The following is a 15,962-nucleotide window of genomic DNA, read 5'->3' on the forward strand; positions in this document are numbered from 1 at the left end:
TTTTTATATTCGCATATTAAATTCACATTAAATATTGAAAAAAGATGGGAAAGAGTACATTTTTACAGGACTTTAAAGCGTTCGCCATGAAAGGCAACGTCATAGACATGGCGGTCGGCGTAGTCATTGGCGGCGCGTTCGGAAAAATCGTGTCGTCCTTGGTGGCAAACGTGATAATGCCTCCGATTGGCTTGCTGGTCGGCGGTGTGAATTTTACGGATTTGAAATGGGTGATGAAAGCGGCGGAGAACGGTCCCGACGGCAAAGAGATAACGCCCGCCGTGTCCCTGGATTACGGGCAGTTTTTACAGGCCACGTTCGATTTTCTGATTATCGCCTTTTCCATCTTCTTGTTTATACGTCTGATAAACAAGCTGGCCGCAAAGAAAAAAGAAGAAGTGCCGGTGGCGCCTCCCGCGCCTTCCAAAGAAGAAGTTTTACTGGCGGAGATTCGCGATTTGTTGAAAGATAAAGAAATGAAAACGGGAAAGTGACGGCAAGGAAAGGGCGGTCTGCTACGGAACTGCTGTGATTGGCGGGCGAGTACGGGGATGATTTATGAGGGGAACGCCGTGATTGGTGCGGGAATACCGTGATTGGTGCGGGAATACCGTGATTGGTGCGGAAATGCCATGATTGGTGCGGAAACGCCGTGATTGGTGCGGGAATGCCCTGAAAGGAAAATGAGGGTTCCGCCACGTGCCTGCCGGGAAAAAAGTCCGTCTTTTCTCTTCATGGCATGTCCCGTTTACCCTCGGATTTGCCTTGCGGATATATTTTTCTGTTTATTATTCAGTCAGTTTGCGTTCTTTTTCCTACTTTTGCAAATCATTTATTTAAAATCCAACCATTGATATGCAGGAAAAAATAATAATTCTTGATTTCGGTTCGCAGACCACGCAGCTTATCGGGCGCCGTGTACGCGAATTGGACACGTATTGCGAAATTGTTCCCTACAACAAATTTCCCAAAGAAGATACGACAATTAAAGGGGTAATCCTTTCCGGGAGTCCTTTTTCTGTTTACGACAAAGACGCCTTCAAAGTAGATTTAAGTGAAATCCGCGGCAAATATCCGATACTGGGCATCTGCTACGGCGCGCAATTCATGGCTTACACCAATGGCGGCAAGGTAGAGCCTGCCGGCACGCGCGAATACGGCCGTGCGCATCTGGCGTCTTTCTGTAAAGATAATGTATTGTTCAAGGGAGTGCGTGAGAATACGCAGGTATGGATGAGCCACGGTGATACGATTACTGCCGTCCCTGCCGGTTTCAAGAAAATAGCTTCGACGGATAAGGTGGAAATTGCCGCTTATCAGATTGAAGGTGAAAATGTATGGGGAGTCCAGTTCCATCCGGAAGTGTTCCATAGCGAAGACGGTACGCAGATATTGAAAAATTTCGTGGTGGATGTCTGTGGCTGCAAGCAAGACTGGTCGCCGGCTTCCTTTATCGAGAGCACCGTTGCGGAACTGAAAGCGCAACTGGGCGATGACAAGGTTGTGCTCGGATTGAGCGGCGGCGTGGATTCATCCGTTGCTGCCGTGCTGTTGAACAAGGCTATCGGCAAGAACCTGACCTGTATCTTCGTAGACCACGGCATGTTGCGTAAGAATGAATTCAGAAACGTGCTGAACGATTACGAATGCCTGGGCCTGAACGTGATAGGAGTAGACGCCAGCGCGAAATTCTTTTCGGAACTTGCAGGCGTGACGGAACCGGAACGTAAACGCAAGATAATAGGTAAAGGCTTCATCGATGTGTTTGACGTGGAAGCCCACAAGATAAAAGATGTGAAATGGTTGGCGCAAGGCACTATCTATCCGGACTGCATCGAATCATTGTCCATTACGGGCACGGTCATCAAGAGCCACCATAACGTAGGCGGACTTCCGGAGAAGATGAATTTGAAGTTGTGCGAACCGCTCCGCCTGTTATTCAAGGATGAAGTCCGCCGGGTAGGACGCGAGCTGGGCATGCCGGAACATCTGATTACCCGTCATCCTTTCCCCGGTCCCGGACTGGCTGTACGTATTCTGGGAGATATCACTCCTGAAAAGGTGCGCATTCTGCAGGATGCCGACGATATTTTTATTCAAGGATTGCGTGACTGGGGATTGTACGACCAGGTATGGCAGGCGGGAGTTATCCTGTTGCCGGTACAGTCCGTAGGCGTAATGGGAGATGAGCGTACCTATGAAAGGGCGGTTGCCCTGCGTGCCGTGACCTCTACGGACGCTATGACTGCCGACTGGGCCCATCTGCCTTACGAATTCCTGGGTAAGGTGTCGAATGATATTATTAATAAGGTGAAAGGGGTGAACCGCGTAACCTATGATATCAGTTCCAAACCGCCAGCCACTATAGAGTGGGAATAAAAAACGGTTCGGAAGTCCGTTGTTTCATCTCTGAAAACAGGAGATGCCCGATACGGAGACGGAAGGTTGAAAATCCGGCGGCGGATTGAGGCCTTTTCAAGATAAATTCCCCTTGTTCTTGCCTTGCATTGCGATAAAATCAGGGCTGGAGCAGGGGGATTGCCATATCAGGCTTGTATTAATTTCCGTACGTCGGGAATGAGGATTTCCTTCCGGCGCAGTTCTATCAGTCCGCTGTCTTGCATCTCATTCAGCGCCCTGGAGGTATTCAGGCGGGTATCGTCCAGATAACGTGCCAGGTCGCCCATTTTTACTTTAAACATTTTTTCCCCTTGCATCTTTTCGCAGTGCAACAGGAAAAAGCGGATAATCTTGTCTTTCAAGTCCGGAGTAGGCTCTTCCCAAAGGCGGGAGTAAAGATTCTGAGCACGGTTGCTGATGATATTCATGTAGTTGAGCCGGAAAATCTCATACCTGAACAAATCGCTGAGCACGAAAGCCTTGCTGATGCAGACCGTATGGACTTCCGTATGTGCGATATAAGAGGAAGCATACGTCGTATTCATGCCGAATAAGGATTGAGGCTCTATCAGATAAGGGGCTTCCATTTGTTCGATGACAGTGTATATGTTTTTCTTGGAGTTGGTGATGATGGATATTTCACCTTTTAGCAGGAAACAGAGCCGGTTGCAAGGACTGCCGCTCTCAATGATCGTCTCTCCCGCTTTATGCTTGATAAAATGTAACTTTACCTTATCCAGGATACTGGTAAAATCTTCATGGCAAAGACCTTGAAATAAAGGTAATTGGAGCAAAGTGTCGAACATTGTTTCCATACGTTTTAATTTCTTATTTATCGTACAAATTTACTCATAATACAACACTGCCGTCAATATCCGCCCTTTCTTTTTGTTTTTTTTATTGTTTGAATGCATAAAAATAGAGTATATTTGCAGAAAAAAAGGAGGAATTTATGTTCGAAGGCTTTAATTGGCAGCAAATGGTCAGTGCGTTTATCGTACTGTTTGCAGTAATAGATATTATCGGTTCCATACCTATCATCATTAACTTGAAGGAAAGGGGGAAAGATGTGAATGCGATGAAAGCCACCATCATCTCTTTCGCCTTGTTGATTGGCTTTTTCTACGCGGGAGATATGATGCTGAAACTCTTTCATGTGGATATCGAATCGTTTGCCATTGCCGGTGCGTTTGTCATTTTCCTGATGTCTCTGGAAATGATTCTGGACATTGAGATTTTCAAGAATCAGGGCCCTATCAAGGAGGCCACTCTGGTGCCGCTTGTCTTTCCCTTGTTGGCGGGCGCGGGGGCTTTTACGACTTTGCTTTCCCTGCGGGCGGAATATGCCAGCATCAATATCATCGTGGCTTTGGTGCTGAACATGATTTGGGTTTATTTCGTAGTGAGCATGACCGGGCGCGTAGAGCGTTTCTTGGGAAAAGGCGGCATTTATATTATCCGTAAATTCTTCGGTATCATCCTGTTGGCTATCTCCGTCAGGTTGTTTACGGCAAATATAACCTTATTGATTGAAGCATTGCACCGTTCTTGAATAATAATTTTTCCTTTACTTGTTTTTCACCTCTTTTTTTCGTATATTTGACGGTTTTACTATACTTTTTCACTAGAGTGAGAAGAGCTTATCATCAAGGTGCAAAGGTCTCCGCATCCGGGTGATAAGCTCTTGTCATCTTGGTGAGAAGCCACCCGTCTCGGCAACAAACAGCAAGGGGGTCGGTGAGAAACGGTAAGAGTGTCGGTGTCCCGACGAATGAAGAACTAATATATAAGGTAAAGATGGCTGTACAATTTGAGTTTTACAAGAATCCCGGAACGGGAGAAGAAGGGGAGGAAGAGCAATATCATCCGCGGGTCGTTAATTTCGATTCCGTAAGTACGGAATATCTGGCAGCCGAGATTCACGGGGCTACGACGTTCGGCGAAGCGGAGGTGGAAGGCGTCCTGATGTCGTTAAGCCGTTTCATGGGCTTTCATCTTAAAAATGGCGAACGGGTGCACCTGAAAGGCGTAGGATATTTCCAAGTCACGTTGCAGGTTACGGAACCGGTATATGACGTTAAGACCCGTTCGGATAAAGTCGCTTTCAAATCCATTCGTTTTCAGGCGGACAAAGAACTCAAAAGCGAATTGCGCGATATGCACATACAGCGTTCGAAATGGAAGTGCCATTCTGCCACCCTTTCGGAGGAGGAAATCGACCGGCGCCTGACGGAGTTTTTCGCTACTCACCAGGTTTTGATTCGGCGTAATCTGCAGTCTATCTGCCGGTTTACTCAGATAATGGCGTCCCGTCATATCCAACGTTTGAAAGAGCAGGGAAAGATTGAGAATATAGGAACCCGCTTTCAGCCGATTTATGTGCCTAAATCCGGGTATTACGGGAAATAGGCTCCTCCCTGTTGCCGGACGGGAGCGCATGGAAACGATGGGAAGAGGTTGTGCGGGGGCCGGCTTTTGTCCGCCGTTATTTTAAGGCTGGGCGGATTGTCTTTCTGTTTTCCGGCTTTTCTTTGCCGTGAGGGTGGATTACCGTTTTCAGACAGGGGGCTGATGTTTATCAGACAGGTCAAAGATACTTTGGCTTCTCTGTTTCTTCTGTTGTTTGTGAGTTTTTCCCGTTTGTTTTCCCGTTGTTTCTCCTTTTTTCTATTTCTTCCGTTGTTTGTGAGTTTTTTCCGTTTGTTTCCTCATTGTTTTTCCCTTTTTCTATTTCTTCCGCTGTTTGTGAGTTTTTCCTTTTTGTTTCCCCGTTGTTTCTCCCTTCTTCTGTTTCTTCCGTTGTTTATGAGTTTTTCCCGTTTGTTTCCCCGTTGTTTTTCCCTTTTTCTATTTCTTCCGTCGTTTGTGAGTTTTTCCCGTTTGTTTCCCCGTTGTTTTTCCCTTCTTCTATTTCTTCCGTCGTTTGTAGGTTTTTCCCGTTTGTTTCCTCATTGTTTTTCCCTTCCTCTATTTCCTCTTCCTCCGTTTCTTCTTCATCCGCAAAAGGTTCCGGGCGTTGAGGCCCGTGCTTCATGAAAGCGAAGGCACAGAGCGTTCCGGTGATTCCTCCGCTGAGATGACCTTCCCACGACATATTGGCGGGCGAGAAATATGGAAACATGTTCCAGATGATTCCTCCGTATAAAAAGGTGACGAGCAGGGAGATGGCGACGAGTGGAACATACTTGCGGAGAATGCCGCTGAAAAAGAGGAAGAAGGCAAGTCCGTAAATCAGTCCGCTGGCTCCGATGTGCCATCCCGGTTTGCCAATCAGGAAGGTGAGCAGACCGCTTCCGAGCCAGATTAAAATGAAAATCTTACCCGCTATTCCCCGGTAAAAGTAAAAAAGACACCATGACAGGAAGAATAAAGGGATGGTGTTTGCCAGTAAATGACTGAACCCGCTATGTACCAGCGGATGGGTCAGGATGCCGGCCACTCCCCGTCTTTCCATGGGATATACTCCGAGGTGGGAGAAGTCCCACGCCATTCCGACTTCCAGCGTCTTGAGAATATATAAAATAAAAATAAGGAACAAGGGTTTCGCCGCAGCCAGCATGATATGCTGAATATCTTGCTTCATGACATTCTTTTCTTTAGATATTTTACGCAATACTACGAATATTTGCACAAAATCTGAAAATAAAAAGCCTTTTTATTTTTGTTTTTATCTATAATTTGTACATTTGGGCGTTATACCCGTTGTATATGATGCTACAGCCCATATATGCGGTATGTAACAATAAATAGATATATGATATAATGACCAATAAATTAACCTTTAATAATGCACAACTATGAGTTATTTACGATTTGACAAGACCCTCATGACGAATCTGGAAGAGTCTCTTCAAAGAGAAATCCTCCGGACGAACAAAGCAGGAGCTTATCATTGTACGACGATTGTTGATTGTAACACACGCAAATATCACGGCCTGTTGGTAATTCCAGTTCCCAATATCGACGATGAAAATCATGTGCTGCTATCTTCTCTTGATGAAACGGTAATTCAACACGGTGCGGAGTTTAACTTGGGATTGCACAAATATCAGGGAAATCATTTTAGCCCTAACGGGCATAAGTATATCCGTGAGTTTGATTGTGAGCATATCCCGGCGACGACTTACCGTGTTGGAGGTGTAATTCTCCGCAAAGAGAAAATCTTTGTACACCATGAAAACAGAATCCTGATTCGTTATACTTTACTTGACGCGCATTCGGCGACAACCTTGCGTTTCCGTCCGTTCCTCGCTTTCAGAAGTGTGCGCGAGTACACGCACGAGAATGCGCAGGCAAGCCGCGAATATCAGATTGTGGAAAACGGTATCAAGACTTGCATGTATCCCGGTTATCCGGAGCTTTACATGCAGTTGAACAAGAAATGTGAGTTCCATTTCTTGCCCGACTGGTATCGCGGTATCGAGTATCCGAAAGAGCAGGAACGCGGATATGACTTTAATGAAGACCTTTATGTGCCCGGATATTTCGAGGTGGATATCAAGAAAGGGGAGAGCATCGTGTTCTCCGCAGGTATTTCGGAGGTATCTCCCCGCAGGTTGAAACAGACGTTTGAAGCGGAGGTGGCAGACCGTACGCCGCGCGACAGTTTTTATCATTGCCTGAAAAACTCAGCCCACCAGTTCCACAACCAGCAGGAAGATGAACATTATATTCTTGCCGGCTATCCGTGGTTCAAATGCCGTGCGCGCGATATGTTCATCGCTTTGCCGGGACTCACGCTCGCCCTTGACGAGACAGACCAGTTTGAGGATGTGATGAAAACGGCGGAAAAGGCGATTCGCAACTTTATCAATGAAGAGCCTGTCGGGTACAAGATTTATGAAATGGAGCACCCTGATGTCCTGCTTTGGGCTGTCTGGGCTTTGCAGCAATATGCGAAGGAGACTTCCCGCGAGCAATGCCGCCAGAAATACGGGGAGCTTTTGAAAGATATCATGGGATTTATCCGTCAGAGAAAACACGAGAATCTTTTCTTGCATGAAAACGGGCTGCTCTATGCCAACGGCACGGATAAGGCGATTACATGGATGAACTCTACGGTGAACGGGCGTCCGGTGATTCCGCGTACGGGATATATCGTCGAGTTCAATGCTTTGTGGTATAACGCATTGCGTTTTGTCGCCGATTTGGTTCGCGAAGGAGGGGATGCCGTTCTCGCGGACGAGCTCGACGCGCAGGCGGAGGTGACCGGAAAGTCGTTTGTAGAGGTGTTCCGTAACGAATACGGGTATTTGCTCGATTACGTAGACGGCAATATGATGGATTGGAGCGTACGCCCCAACATGATATTCACCGTGGCGTTTGATTATTCTCCTCTGGACAGGGGGCAGAAGAAGCAGGTGCTCGATATCGTGACTAAGGAATTGCTTACTCCCAAAGGAATCCGTTCGTTGAGCCCGAAGAGCGGCGGGTATAATCCGAACTATGTGGGTCCCCAGGTGCAGCGGGATTATGCTTACCATCAAGGAACGGCATGGCCCTGGCTGATGGGATTCTATCTGGAAGCTTATCTTCGCATATATAAAATGAGCGGATTGTCGTTTGTCGAACGCCAATTGATTAGTTATGATGATGAAATGACAAGTCATTGTATCGGCTCCATTCCCGAACTGTTTGACGGGAACCCGCCTTTCAAGGGACGTGGTGCAGTATCGTTCGCAATGAATGTGGCGGAAATATTGCGTGTTTTGAAACTGCTGTCTAAGTATTATTAAAAAAGGAGGAACGAAGATGAAGGTTTTAATGTTTGGATGGGAATTCCCTCCCAAAATATATGGTGGTCTTGCGGTTGCTTCTTATGGAATAACTAAAGGATTGAGTCTGCAAGGTGATATGGAGACGATTTTCTGTATGCCTAAACCGAGCGGTGAAGAAGAAAAGTTCTTGAAAATAATCGGTATGAATCAAGTACCCATCGTGTGGCGTGATGTCAACTACGACTACTTGAAATCCCGTTTGTTGGAAATGACACCGGAAGAATATTACTCTTTCCGCGATCATATTTATGCCGATTTTTCTTATATGCATGTTAATGATTTGGGGTGTATGGAGTTTGCTGGTGGTTATCCCGGGAACTTGCACGAAGAAATTAATAATTTCTCGATCATTGCCGGAGTAGTAGCCCGTCAGCAGGAGTTTGATATCATTCATGCGCATGACTGGCTGACTTACCCTGCCGGAGTACATGCTAAAATGGTTAGCGGAAAGCCGCTTTGCATCCATGTGCATGCTACGGATTTTGACCGTTCTCGTGGCAAAGTCAATCCTACTGTTTATTCGATTGAGAAGAATGGTATGGATCATGCCGATTGTATCATGTGCGTATCCGAGCTTACTCGTCGCACTGTTATTAACGAGTATCATCAGGACCCCAGGAAGGTATTTGCCATGCATAATGCTGTTTATCCATTGTCGCAGGAACTGCTGGATATTCCACGTCCCGATCACTCAAAAGAAAAGGTGGTCACTTTCCTTGGACGTATTACGATGCAGAAAGGACCGGAATATTTTGTAGAAGCTGCTGCGCTTGTGTTGCGTCGTACTCGTAATATTCGTTTCGTCATGGCTGGCTCGGGCGATATGTTGAATGCCATGATTAACCTGGTGGCCGAACGTGGTATTGCTGACCGGTTCCATTTCCCGGGTTTTATGAAAGGTAAGCAGGTATATGAGGTTTATAAGAACAGCGATGTATTTGTCATGCCGTCTGTCTCTGAACCTTTCGGCATTGCTCCATTGGAGGCCATGCAGTGTGGAACACCTTCCATTATTTCTAAGCAGTCGGGGTGTGGCGAGATTCTTGATAAGGTGATAAAAACTGACTACTGGGATATTCATGCAATGGCTGACGCTATCCATTCTCTTTGTACTAATCCGTCTCTTTTCGAATACCTCAAGGAAGAGGGAAAGAAGGAAGTAGATGGGATTACTTGGGAGAAAGTTGGCTTGAGAATCCGTGCTCTCTATGAGGCTGTGTTAAGAAACTATGGTAAATAACAAAACAATAAATAAAAATGAGAACTATCTGTCTTTATTTTGAAATACATCAAATTATCCATTTGAAACGTTATCGTTTCTTTGATATCGGCAATGACCATTATTATTATGATGATTATGCGAACGAAACGGGTATGAATGAGGTTGCCGAGCGTTCATACATTCCTGCTCTCAGCACATTGATTGAGATGGTGAAGAATTCGGGCGGAGCTTTTAAGGTGGCGCTTTCTATTTCGGGGGTGGCTCTGGAACAGTTGGAAATCCACGCTCCGGCGGTAATCGATTTGTTGCACCAGTTGAATGAAACGGGTTGTTGCGAATTTTTGTGCGAGCCTTATTCGCACGGCTTGTCTTCTCTCGCCAATGAGGATTGTTTCCGTGAGGAAGTGTTGCGGCAACGGGATAAGATGAAACAGATGTTTGGGAAGGAACCGAAGGTGTTCCGTAATTCGAGTCTGATTTATTCGGACGAAATAGGCGGTTTGGTGGCTTCTATGGGCTTCAAGGGGATGCTGACAGAGGGAGCCAGGCATATTCTGGGATGGAAGAGCCCGCATTATGTATATCATTGCAACCAGGCGCCCAGCCTTAAACTGTTATTGAGGGATTTCAAGCTGTCGGACGATATCAGCTTGCGTTTCTCTAATTCGGAATGGCCGGAATATCCGTTGTTTGCGGATAAATACATTAGCTGGATTGATGCGCTGCCGCAAGAGGAACAGGTTATCAATATATTCATGGAGTTGAGCGCGCTCGGCATGGCTCAGCCGTTGTCTTCCAATATCCTCGAGTTCTTGAAGGCTTTGCCGGAATGTGCGAAGGCGAAAGGGATTACGTTCTCTACGCCGACTGAGATTGTGACGAAGTTGAAGTCTGTTTCCCAACTTGATGTGGCATATCCGATGTCATGGGTGGACGAAGAAAGAGATACTAGCTGTTGGTTGGGTAATGTGCTCCAGCGTGAGGCGTTCAATAAGCTGTACAGTGTTGCCGAACGTGTGCATTTGAGTGACGACCGCCGTATTAAACAGGACTGGGATTATTTGCAGGCCAGCAATAACTTCCGTTTTATGACAACGAAGAATACGGGTATCTGGTTGAACCGCGGTATCTATGATTCTCCTTACGATGCTTTTACTAATTATATGAATATTCTGGCTGATTTCATCAAGCGGGTGGATGCTTTGTATCCTGCGGATGTGGATAGCGAGGAGCTTAATTCCCTGTTGACTACCATCAAGAATCAGGGGGATGAGATTACCGGACTGGAGGAAGAAGTCGGGAAGTTGCAGGCAAAGATTGCGAAAGAGGCGGCAAAGAAAGTGACTGTCAAGAAGGCTGCCGTAAAAGAGCCGGCAACCTCCAAGGAAGCCAAGCCTGCCGAAAAGAAGGCGGCGAAAGCTGCTGCTCCGAAAAAGACGGCCGGGCGGAAAAAAGCTGCCGTGAAGAAAGAGGAGTAAATCTTCAAGGAAAGGATGTTCCGCGAAGATTTGGAATGAAGTTTGACGAATTACAGTTTTAGTCGATTGTAGTTTCTGGATTCCCTTGTTTTCTCTCTGATTTTTGAATGAAAGAGAGGAAATGGGGGAATCGCTTTTAGGGCCATTTACTGAATATTCCTTTTTATTGTTTTGTCGGAAGGGGAGGGGCGGAAGGTTTCCGATGGCTCTTCCTTGTTTGGGGGGGATGGGTGAATCAGGTAATTCCTTATCATCCGTAATCCGTTTGATTTGACTTTGTTTCGTTCACCGGTTTTTTACCGGTTCTGTTTTTGTATATCTCTTCTTAATAAAGTGCGGAAAACTGTTGTTGGCAAGCGTATCTGGAGATTTCTGGGGAATATTGGGAAACATCAGGTAATAAGATAAGGAGATGCTTCGTTGTCATTTACGGATATGACGGAGGTTGCCTCATTGTATATTTGAACCGCACTCTAAAAGTTTCTGCCTGACTTTTAGAGTGCGGTTCGAGTATTTGGGACAACCCTCTTGGGTTTCTTTTTAGAATAAAATGACCGGTTTCTTTATTGGATAATAATCCTGTTATTTATTCCGCTTTCTCCGAACCGAAGTTCGTAGAGACTACTTCAAGTTTTAAAACGTTCTCCGGATATGGATACGTACCGTCGTCATCTGGTTTTCCTCTACTGCCTCCTTTTAAGCATACATAACCCGGTTTTAAGTCATGTTGTATGCCTATGATATTTGAACTGCTGCCATAATAGCCTGAAGAGCTGGAATCTGTGGTTACAAGTACCGGAATCAGCACTACTTTGTCCCATTCGCTGTTTCTTTCCCAGTCTGTGATATTGTTGACCGTGTGTTCATGGGTGTTTCCTTCATCGTCTATGGTTTGGAAGGTGATAGAGCCCTTGTCCCGTATTTCTTTTTCCGCCGCTGCCCTGTCTTCCAGACAGTTATTTATCAGCTTGGTGATATTGTTGTAGGTATATTCCGTCAGGTTGCCGGAAGTGGACGACTGGTCAAATAGGGATGAAATCGTACCGTCGCTTAACTGGTTGTTCTTAAAGAAACTTTCTTTATATTTCTTACGTATCAACAGTACGCTTCTGGGGATGGACATCCCGAACTTTTTATCTTCTGACTGGTTGTAAATCGGAATGCTTAGTCTTACGGCATTCAACGTGTCTCCCTGAAGCTTTTCGGCTATTTGCTTAATCGGAAGGGATGCTTGCGTAAAGATACCTGCCGGGCTTTTCAGATATGTCCATTTGGATTCGTTGATGCATTTCTGGATGGCTTCCGCGTCATTCTCCAGCCGGTTTGCCTGGATAACCTCACGGGTGGAGGCAAAACTGCGTCCTGTGTATTGTATCGAATCTTTGTCCGGATTGACTTTCGATTTTAATTTGAGCCCGCTGATGCTGTCGGTCGCATATTGTATAGAGACGATATCCATTTGTACTTGGTTGATGTAGAGCACCGTACCGTCGCCGTAGTCGCTTTTCACATATATTCCTTTAAATTCCTGGGGAAAGAATTTATAGAAATCACTTCCGTTTTCCAGGGAAGATTTGAATAGTTTTTTCCCTAATGCCTCGGCTTTCTCTTTTTCCAGCCGGATGCTGACGCTCGGCATGTATGAGGACAGGTTGCGGACGGAATCGCTTACCGACAGGTCTACTGCGGTATATGCTTTCATTCCCAGCAATCCCGTAGCTTCATCGTAATATTCTTTCGGGTCGATATTGGTGTAATATGCGTCTTTATCGCTCAGGTTTTCGTCCAGTTCGTAGACGCTTAGGCGGCATGCCGTTAATGAATCTCCGAAATAGCTGCTATACCATAGGTAAATGTTGATTTGACAGTTTCCTATGACTTCGCCGTTATCGTCTGTGATGAGGGAAAATCTTTTTTTAACATCCTCTTCTATGTCCAGGTTGTCGAAACTGGTTACCAGTTTTCCGGTAGCCTTGGTTCCTTCGCTGTTTTCTTGGTACACTTTGGAAAAGGTCAGGTTTTCCGGACAGTTCAGCTCCGATAGGAATCCGGCTTCGTAGGTCCCGAACGTCCGGTCGGTGAATTTGCCTACATATCCGATATTGGTCATCGCATAAACCTCACCTGCGTGAACGGATTCGGTGGTTACGTTAAATGTAGTCAGCTTTCCGTTGATATTCTGGTCGCTTCCGGGGAACATTCCCAGTCCGAGTCCGGCAGTGTTGTCGTCACATCCGAAAAAGGTGATTGCCAGCAAAGCTATTAAGGCGTATTTTGTTTTCATGAGCGTCGTATCTTGTTTTTTATTCTTTTTCTTCGTTTGCCGTGGCTTCCCATACCAGGTCGTAGAACTCGTTGCAGGCATCGGAATAATTTTCCGGGGTCTGATAGTCTAGTACGGGCTTGCCTGATTTACGGGCGTATTCCATAATGGATTCGTCCACTTTCTCGCTGTTTTGTATCACTCCGTCCGAATAATCGATGGCGAGTTTGCAGAGTGCGGCGTAGTCTACCGGCTCTTTTAATCCTCCCAGGTCGCTTTGCGCGATTCCTTTCAGCATCAGTTTGGTTGCGAAATCATCGCTGAGCGTGTTTTTGAAATCCTCTTCATATACCGAGAATACGACTTTGGCATCCCGGAAAGAGGGCTCGTCATTGTATGCTTTTTTTATGTAGAGGGGAGCGAGTGCCGTCATCCAGCCGTGGCAGTGTATGACATCGGGACACCAGCGAAGTTTTTTTACTGTCTCCAATACACCGCGTGCATAGAAAATGGCGCGACTGTCGTTGTCGTCATATTCCAGCCCGTTTTCATCTACCGTCTGCAGGCGGTTCTGAAAGTAGTCGTCGTTGTCTATGAAATAGACTTGCATGCGTGCGGATTGGATGGAAGCGACTTTTATAATCAGAGGGTGGTCGGTATCGTCGATAATCAGATTCATGCCGGAGAGGCGGATTACTTCATGCAATTGGTTCCTGCGTTCGTTAATGTTTCCCCACTTGGGCATAAAAGTTCTAATTTCACGGCCTTTTTCCTGGATTGCCTGCGGAAGGTTTCTACCTATGTTGGCCATTTCGGATTCTGAAACGTAAGGTGTAATCTCTTGAGTAATAAATAAAACTTTATTCGCCTTTGTCATAATAACAATAGTTCACTATAATATTCTGCAAAGATACGAAAAAAAAGACACATTAAATAAGATATTCTTTCTTTATGTGGCAAATATTAGTTTATTTTGCAGAGTTTTTGCAAACGAGTAAAACATAAACCAATTGACGAAAATGAAAGTAGTACACACTATCAAGGACTTACAGGCCGAGTTGAAGGCGCTGAGGGATTTGGGTAAGAAGGTGGGATTAGTTCCTACAATGGGTGCTTTACACGCGGGGCATGCATCTCTGGTAAAGCGCAGCGTAAGCGAGAATGGTGTTACTGTAGTGAGTGTTTTTGTGAATCCCACTCAGTTTAACGATAAGAATGATTTGGAAAAATATCCTCGCACGGTGGAGGCGGATTGCCGCCTGTTGGAAGAGTGTGGTGCGGATTTTGCTTTTGTCCCTTCGGTAGCGGAGATGTATCCGGAACCGGATACGAGGAAATTCAGTTATGCCCCGTTGGATACCGTGATGGAAGGCGCGTTCCGTCCGGGACATTTTAACGGGGTTTGCCAGATTGTCAGCAAGCTGTTTGACGCGGTGCAGCCGGACCGGGCTTATTTTGGGGAGAAGGATTTCCAGCAATTGGCGATTATCCGTGAAATGGTCCGTCAGTCGGGTTACAAACTGGAGATTGTCGGTTGTCCCATCGTGCGCGAGGAAGACGGATTGGCTTTGAGCAGCCGGAATAAACGTTTGTCTGCGCAAGAACGTGAAAATGCTTTAAATATTTCTCGGACATTATTTAAAAGTCGTAACTTTGCAGCCTCCCATACGGTAGGCGAGACGCTGAAAATGGTGGAGGACGCAATCGGGGCTGCTCCGGGATTGAAGCTGGAGTATTTTGAGATTGTGGACGGAAACACGTTGCAGAAGATAAGTGACTGGAAGGATACCGCTTATGCGGTGGGTTGCATCACGGTGTTCTGCGGGGAGGTCCGGCTGATTGATAATATCAAATACAGTGGCGAGTAAGGTGGTTTATTCCGGGAGTCCGCTGTCCGGATTCTAAATCGGGTAGAACTCTTGATTCACTGTTTAAAATTTTATAAGTATATGATGATTGAAGTGTTGAAGTCAAAGATTCATTGCGCACGTGTCACGGAAGCGAACTTGAATTACATGGGTAGCATTACCATTGACGAGGATTTGCTGGATGCTGCCAATATGATTCCGGGCGAGAAAGTGTATATCGCTGACAATAACAACGGCGAACGCTTTGAAACCTATATTATCAAAGGTGAACGCGGTTCCGGGAAAATCTGTCTGAATGGCGCTGCCGCCCGTAAGGTGCAGCCGGACGATATTGTGATTATCATGTCGTATGCATTGATGGATTTTGAGGAAGCCAAGTCGTTTAAGCCGACTGTCATTTTTCCGGACCCGGCAACAAATAAAGTGGTAAAATAGGGGAGAGGGAATTCTTCGGTTCTCCGGACCCGTCGACAAACAAAGTGGTAGGATAGGGGAGAGGGAATTCTCCGATTCTCCGGACCCATCGACAAATAAAGTGGTAAAATAGGGGTGAGGGAATTTTTCGATTCTCCGGACCTGGCGACAAACAAAGTGGTAGGATAGGGGAGAGGGAATTCTCCGATTCTCCGGACCTGGCGACAAATAAAGTGGTAGAATAGGGGAAAGGGAATTCTCCGGTTCTCCGGAAGTGAACGATAAAAGAGGATTGTCTCATTTTGAAGAAGGTGTTCCGAAAGGATGCCTTCTTTTTTAGTTTCTCCGATTGCGATTCGTATTTCTCCAGACGTGGCAAATAATCTTCCTGTAGTTTTGGGGGTTGTTTTTCTTCGGCTTTATTCATCCTTGAGAGCTGTTTGTTCAGAGCAGTGGCCTTTTCCCGCAATTCTCCGGGGTCAATAGCGGATAAAGCCTTAGGCGTACGTTTGTTTGTTCCTTCCTTTCCTTTTCCTTTCT

Annotated in this window: 13 protein-coding genes and 1 pseudogene; 9 read left to right on the plus strand and 5 right to left on the minus strand. The window is 46.0% G+C overall.

Annotated elements, in window-relative coordinates; genetic code table 11:
- Window positions 1–44 precede the first annotated feature (44 nt).
- Together mscL and guaA are read left to right on the plus strand one after the other, a co-directional pair.
- Window positions 45–494, plus strand: a complete 450-nt coding sequence (gene mscL / locus Q5076_RS16680) for a large-conductance mechanosensitive channel protein MscL (RefSeq protein WP_303014813.1) — start codon at window positions 45–47, stop codon at window positions 492–494.
- A 361-nt stretch (window positions 495–855) separates the two neighbouring features.
- Window positions 856–2,379: a glutamine-hydrolyzing GMP synthase gene (gene guaA, locus Q5076_RS16685; protein ID WP_303014815.1), complete on the plus strand. Its 1,524-nt coding sequence runs from the start codon at window positions 856–858 to the stop codon at window positions 2,377–2,379.
- A 167-nt stretch (window positions 2,380–2,546) separates the two neighbouring features.
- On the opposite strand, the gene Q5076_RS16690 is transcribed toward guaA, so the two are convergent.
- Window positions 2,547–3,215, minus strand: a complete 669-nt coding sequence (locus tag Q5076_RS16690; RefSeq protein WP_303014817.1) for a Crp/Fnr family transcriptional regulator — start codon at window positions 3,213–3,215, stop codon at window positions 2,547–2,549.
- Window positions 3,216–3,352: 137 nt separating this feature from the next.
- On the opposite strand from Q5076_RS16690, the gene Q5076_RS16695 reads away from it, so the two are divergent.
- Window positions 3,353–3,952, plus strand: coding sequence for a MarC family protein (locus Q5076_RS16695; RefSeq protein WP_303014819.1), 600 nt, complete (start codon window positions 3,353–3,355; stop codon window positions 3,950–3,952).
- Window positions 3,953–4,197: 245 nt separating this feature from the next.
- Window positions 4,198–4,809, plus strand: a complete 612-nt coding sequence (locus tag Q5076_RS16700) for an HU family DNA-binding protein (protein WP_303014820.1) — start codon at window positions 4,198–4,200, stop codon at window positions 4,807–4,809.
- Window positions 4,810–5,203: 394 nt separating this feature from the next.
- Here Q5076_RS16700 and Q5076_RS16705 read toward each other — a convergent pair whose 3' ends face one another.
- Complete coding sequence (locus Q5076_RS16705) at window positions 5,204–5,983, minus strand: rhomboid family intramembrane serine protease (RefSeq protein WP_303014821.1); 780 nt, start codon at window positions 5,981–5,983, stop codon at window positions 5,204–5,206.
- 214 nt (window positions 5,984–6,197) lie between these two features.
- Here Q5076_RS16705 and Q5076_RS16710 point away from each other — a divergent pair, with 214 nt between their 5' ends.
- Genes Q5076_RS16710 through Q5076_RS16720 form a run of 3 tightly spaced genes read left to right on the plus strand, consistent with a single transcriptional unit; the run spans window position 6,198 to window position 10,877 of the window.
- Window positions 6,198–8,135: a glycogen debranching enzyme N-terminal domain-containing protein gene (locus Q5076_RS16710; RefSeq protein ID WP_303014823.1), complete on the plus strand. Its 1,938-nt coding sequence runs from the start codon at window positions 6,198–6,200 to the stop codon at window positions 8,133–8,135.
- A 16-nt stretch (window positions 8,136–8,151) separates the two neighbouring features.
- Window positions 8,152–9,417, plus strand: coding sequence for a glycosyltransferase family 4 protein (locus Q5076_RS16715; RefSeq protein WP_004301784.1), 1,266 nt, complete (start codon window positions 8,152–8,154; stop codon window positions 9,415–9,417).
- A 17-nt stretch (window positions 9,418–9,434) separates the two neighbouring features.
- Window positions 9,435–10,877, plus strand: a complete 1,443-nt coding sequence (locus Q5076_RS16720) for a glycoside hydrolase family 57 protein (RefSeq protein ID WP_303014824.1) — start codon at window positions 9,435–9,437, stop codon at window positions 10,875–10,877.
- Window positions 10,878–11,463: 586 nt separating this feature from the next.
- Here Q5076_RS16720 and Q5076_RS16725 read toward each other — a convergent pair.
- Together Q5076_RS16725 and Q5076_RS16730 are read right to left on the minus strand one after the other, a co-directional pair.
- Window positions 11,464–13,161: a DUF4270 domain-containing protein gene (locus Q5076_RS16725; protein WP_303014826.1), complete on the minus strand. Its 1,698-nt coding sequence runs from the start codon at window positions 13,159–13,161 to the stop codon at window positions 11,464–11,466.
- Window positions 13,162–13,180: 19 nt separating this feature from the next.
- Complete coding sequence (locus tag Q5076_RS16730; protein WP_303014829.1) at window positions 13,181–14,017, minus strand: glycogen/starch synthase; 837 nt, start codon at window positions 14,015–14,017, stop codon at window positions 13,181–13,183.
- 142 nt (window positions 14,018–14,159) lie between these two features.
- Between Q5076_RS16730 and panC the strand changes: the two genes are divergently transcribed.
- Both panC and panD read left to right on the plus strand, forming a co-directional pair.
- Complete coding sequence (gene panC / locus Q5076_RS16735) at window positions 14,160–15,008, plus strand: pantoate--beta-alanine ligase (protein ID WP_303014830.1); 849 nt, start codon at window positions 14,160–14,162, stop codon at window positions 15,006–15,008.
- A gap of 81 nt (window positions 15,009–15,089) precedes the next feature.
- The gene (panD, locus tag Q5076_RS16740) at window positions 15,090–15,443 is read left to right on the plus strand and encodes an aspartate 1-decarboxylase (protein ID WP_025074321.1); all 354 of its coding nucleotides are present in this window, start codon (window positions 15,090–15,092) and stop codon (window positions 15,441–15,443) included.
- 298 nt (window positions 15,444–15,741) lie between these two features.
- Here panD and Q5076_RS16745 read toward each other — a convergent pair.
- Window positions 15,742–15,962, minus strand: a pseudogene (locus Q5076_RS16745) (IS5/IS1182 family transposase); the annotation flags it as partial.

The sequence above is a fragment of the uncultured Bacteroides sp. genome (assembly GCF_958445495.1).
Classification (GTDB): Bacteria; Bacteroidota; Bacteroidia; order Bacteroidales; family Bacteroidaceae; genus Bacteroides.

Bases quoted from the DNA above. Each gene is read 5' to 3' on its own strand.
- Q5076_RS16690 (WP_303014817.1), bottom strand. From the start codon at position 3,215: ATGGAAACAATGTTCGACACTTTGCTCCAATTACCTTTATTTCAAGGT.
- panC (WP_303014830.1), top strand. From the start codon at position 14,160: ATGAAAGTAGTACACACTATCAAGGACTTACAGGCCGAGTTGAAGGCG.
- Q5076_RS16730 (WP_303014829.1), bottom strand. From the start codon at position 14,017: ATGACAAAGGCGAATAAAGTTTTATTTATTACTCAAGAGATTACACCT.
- Q5076_RS16725 (WP_303014826.1), bottom strand. From the start codon at position 13,161: ATGAAAACAAAATACGCCTTAATAGCTTTGCTGGCAATCACCTTTTTC.
- Q5076_RS16715 (WP_004301784.1), top strand. From the start codon at position 8,152: ATGAAGGTTTTAATGTTTGGATGGGAATTCCCTCCCAAAATATATGGT.
- panD (WP_025074321.1), top strand. From the start codon at position 15,090: ATGATGATTGAAGTGTTGAAGTCAAAGATTCATTGCGCACGTGTCACG.
- Q5076_RS16720 (WP_303014824.1), top strand. From the start codon at position 9,435: ATGAGAACTATCTGTCTTTATTTTGAAATACATCAAATTATCCATTTG.
- guaA (WP_303014815.1), top strand. From the start codon at position 856: ATGCAGGAAAAAATAATAATTCTTGATTTCGGTTCGCAGACCACGCAG.
- Q5076_RS16700 (WP_303014820.1), top strand. From the start codon at position 4,198: ATGGCTGTACAATTTGAGTTTTACAAGAATCCCGGAACGGGAGAAGAA.
- Q5076_RS16695 (WP_303014819.1), top strand. From the start codon at position 3,353: ATGTTCGAAGGCTTTAATTGGCAGCAAATGGTCAGTGCGTTTATCGTA.
- Q5076_RS16705 (WP_303014821.1), bottom strand. From the start codon at position 5,983: ATGAAGCAAGATATTCAGCATATCATGCTGGCTGCGGCGAAACCCTTG.
- Q5076_RS16710 (WP_303014823.1), top strand. From the start codon at position 6,198: ATGAGTTATTTACGATTTGACAAGACCCTCATGACGAATCTGGAAGAG.
- mscL (WP_303014813.1), top strand. From the start codon at position 45: ATGGGAAAGAGTACATTTTTACAGGACTTTAAAGCGTTCGCCATGAAA.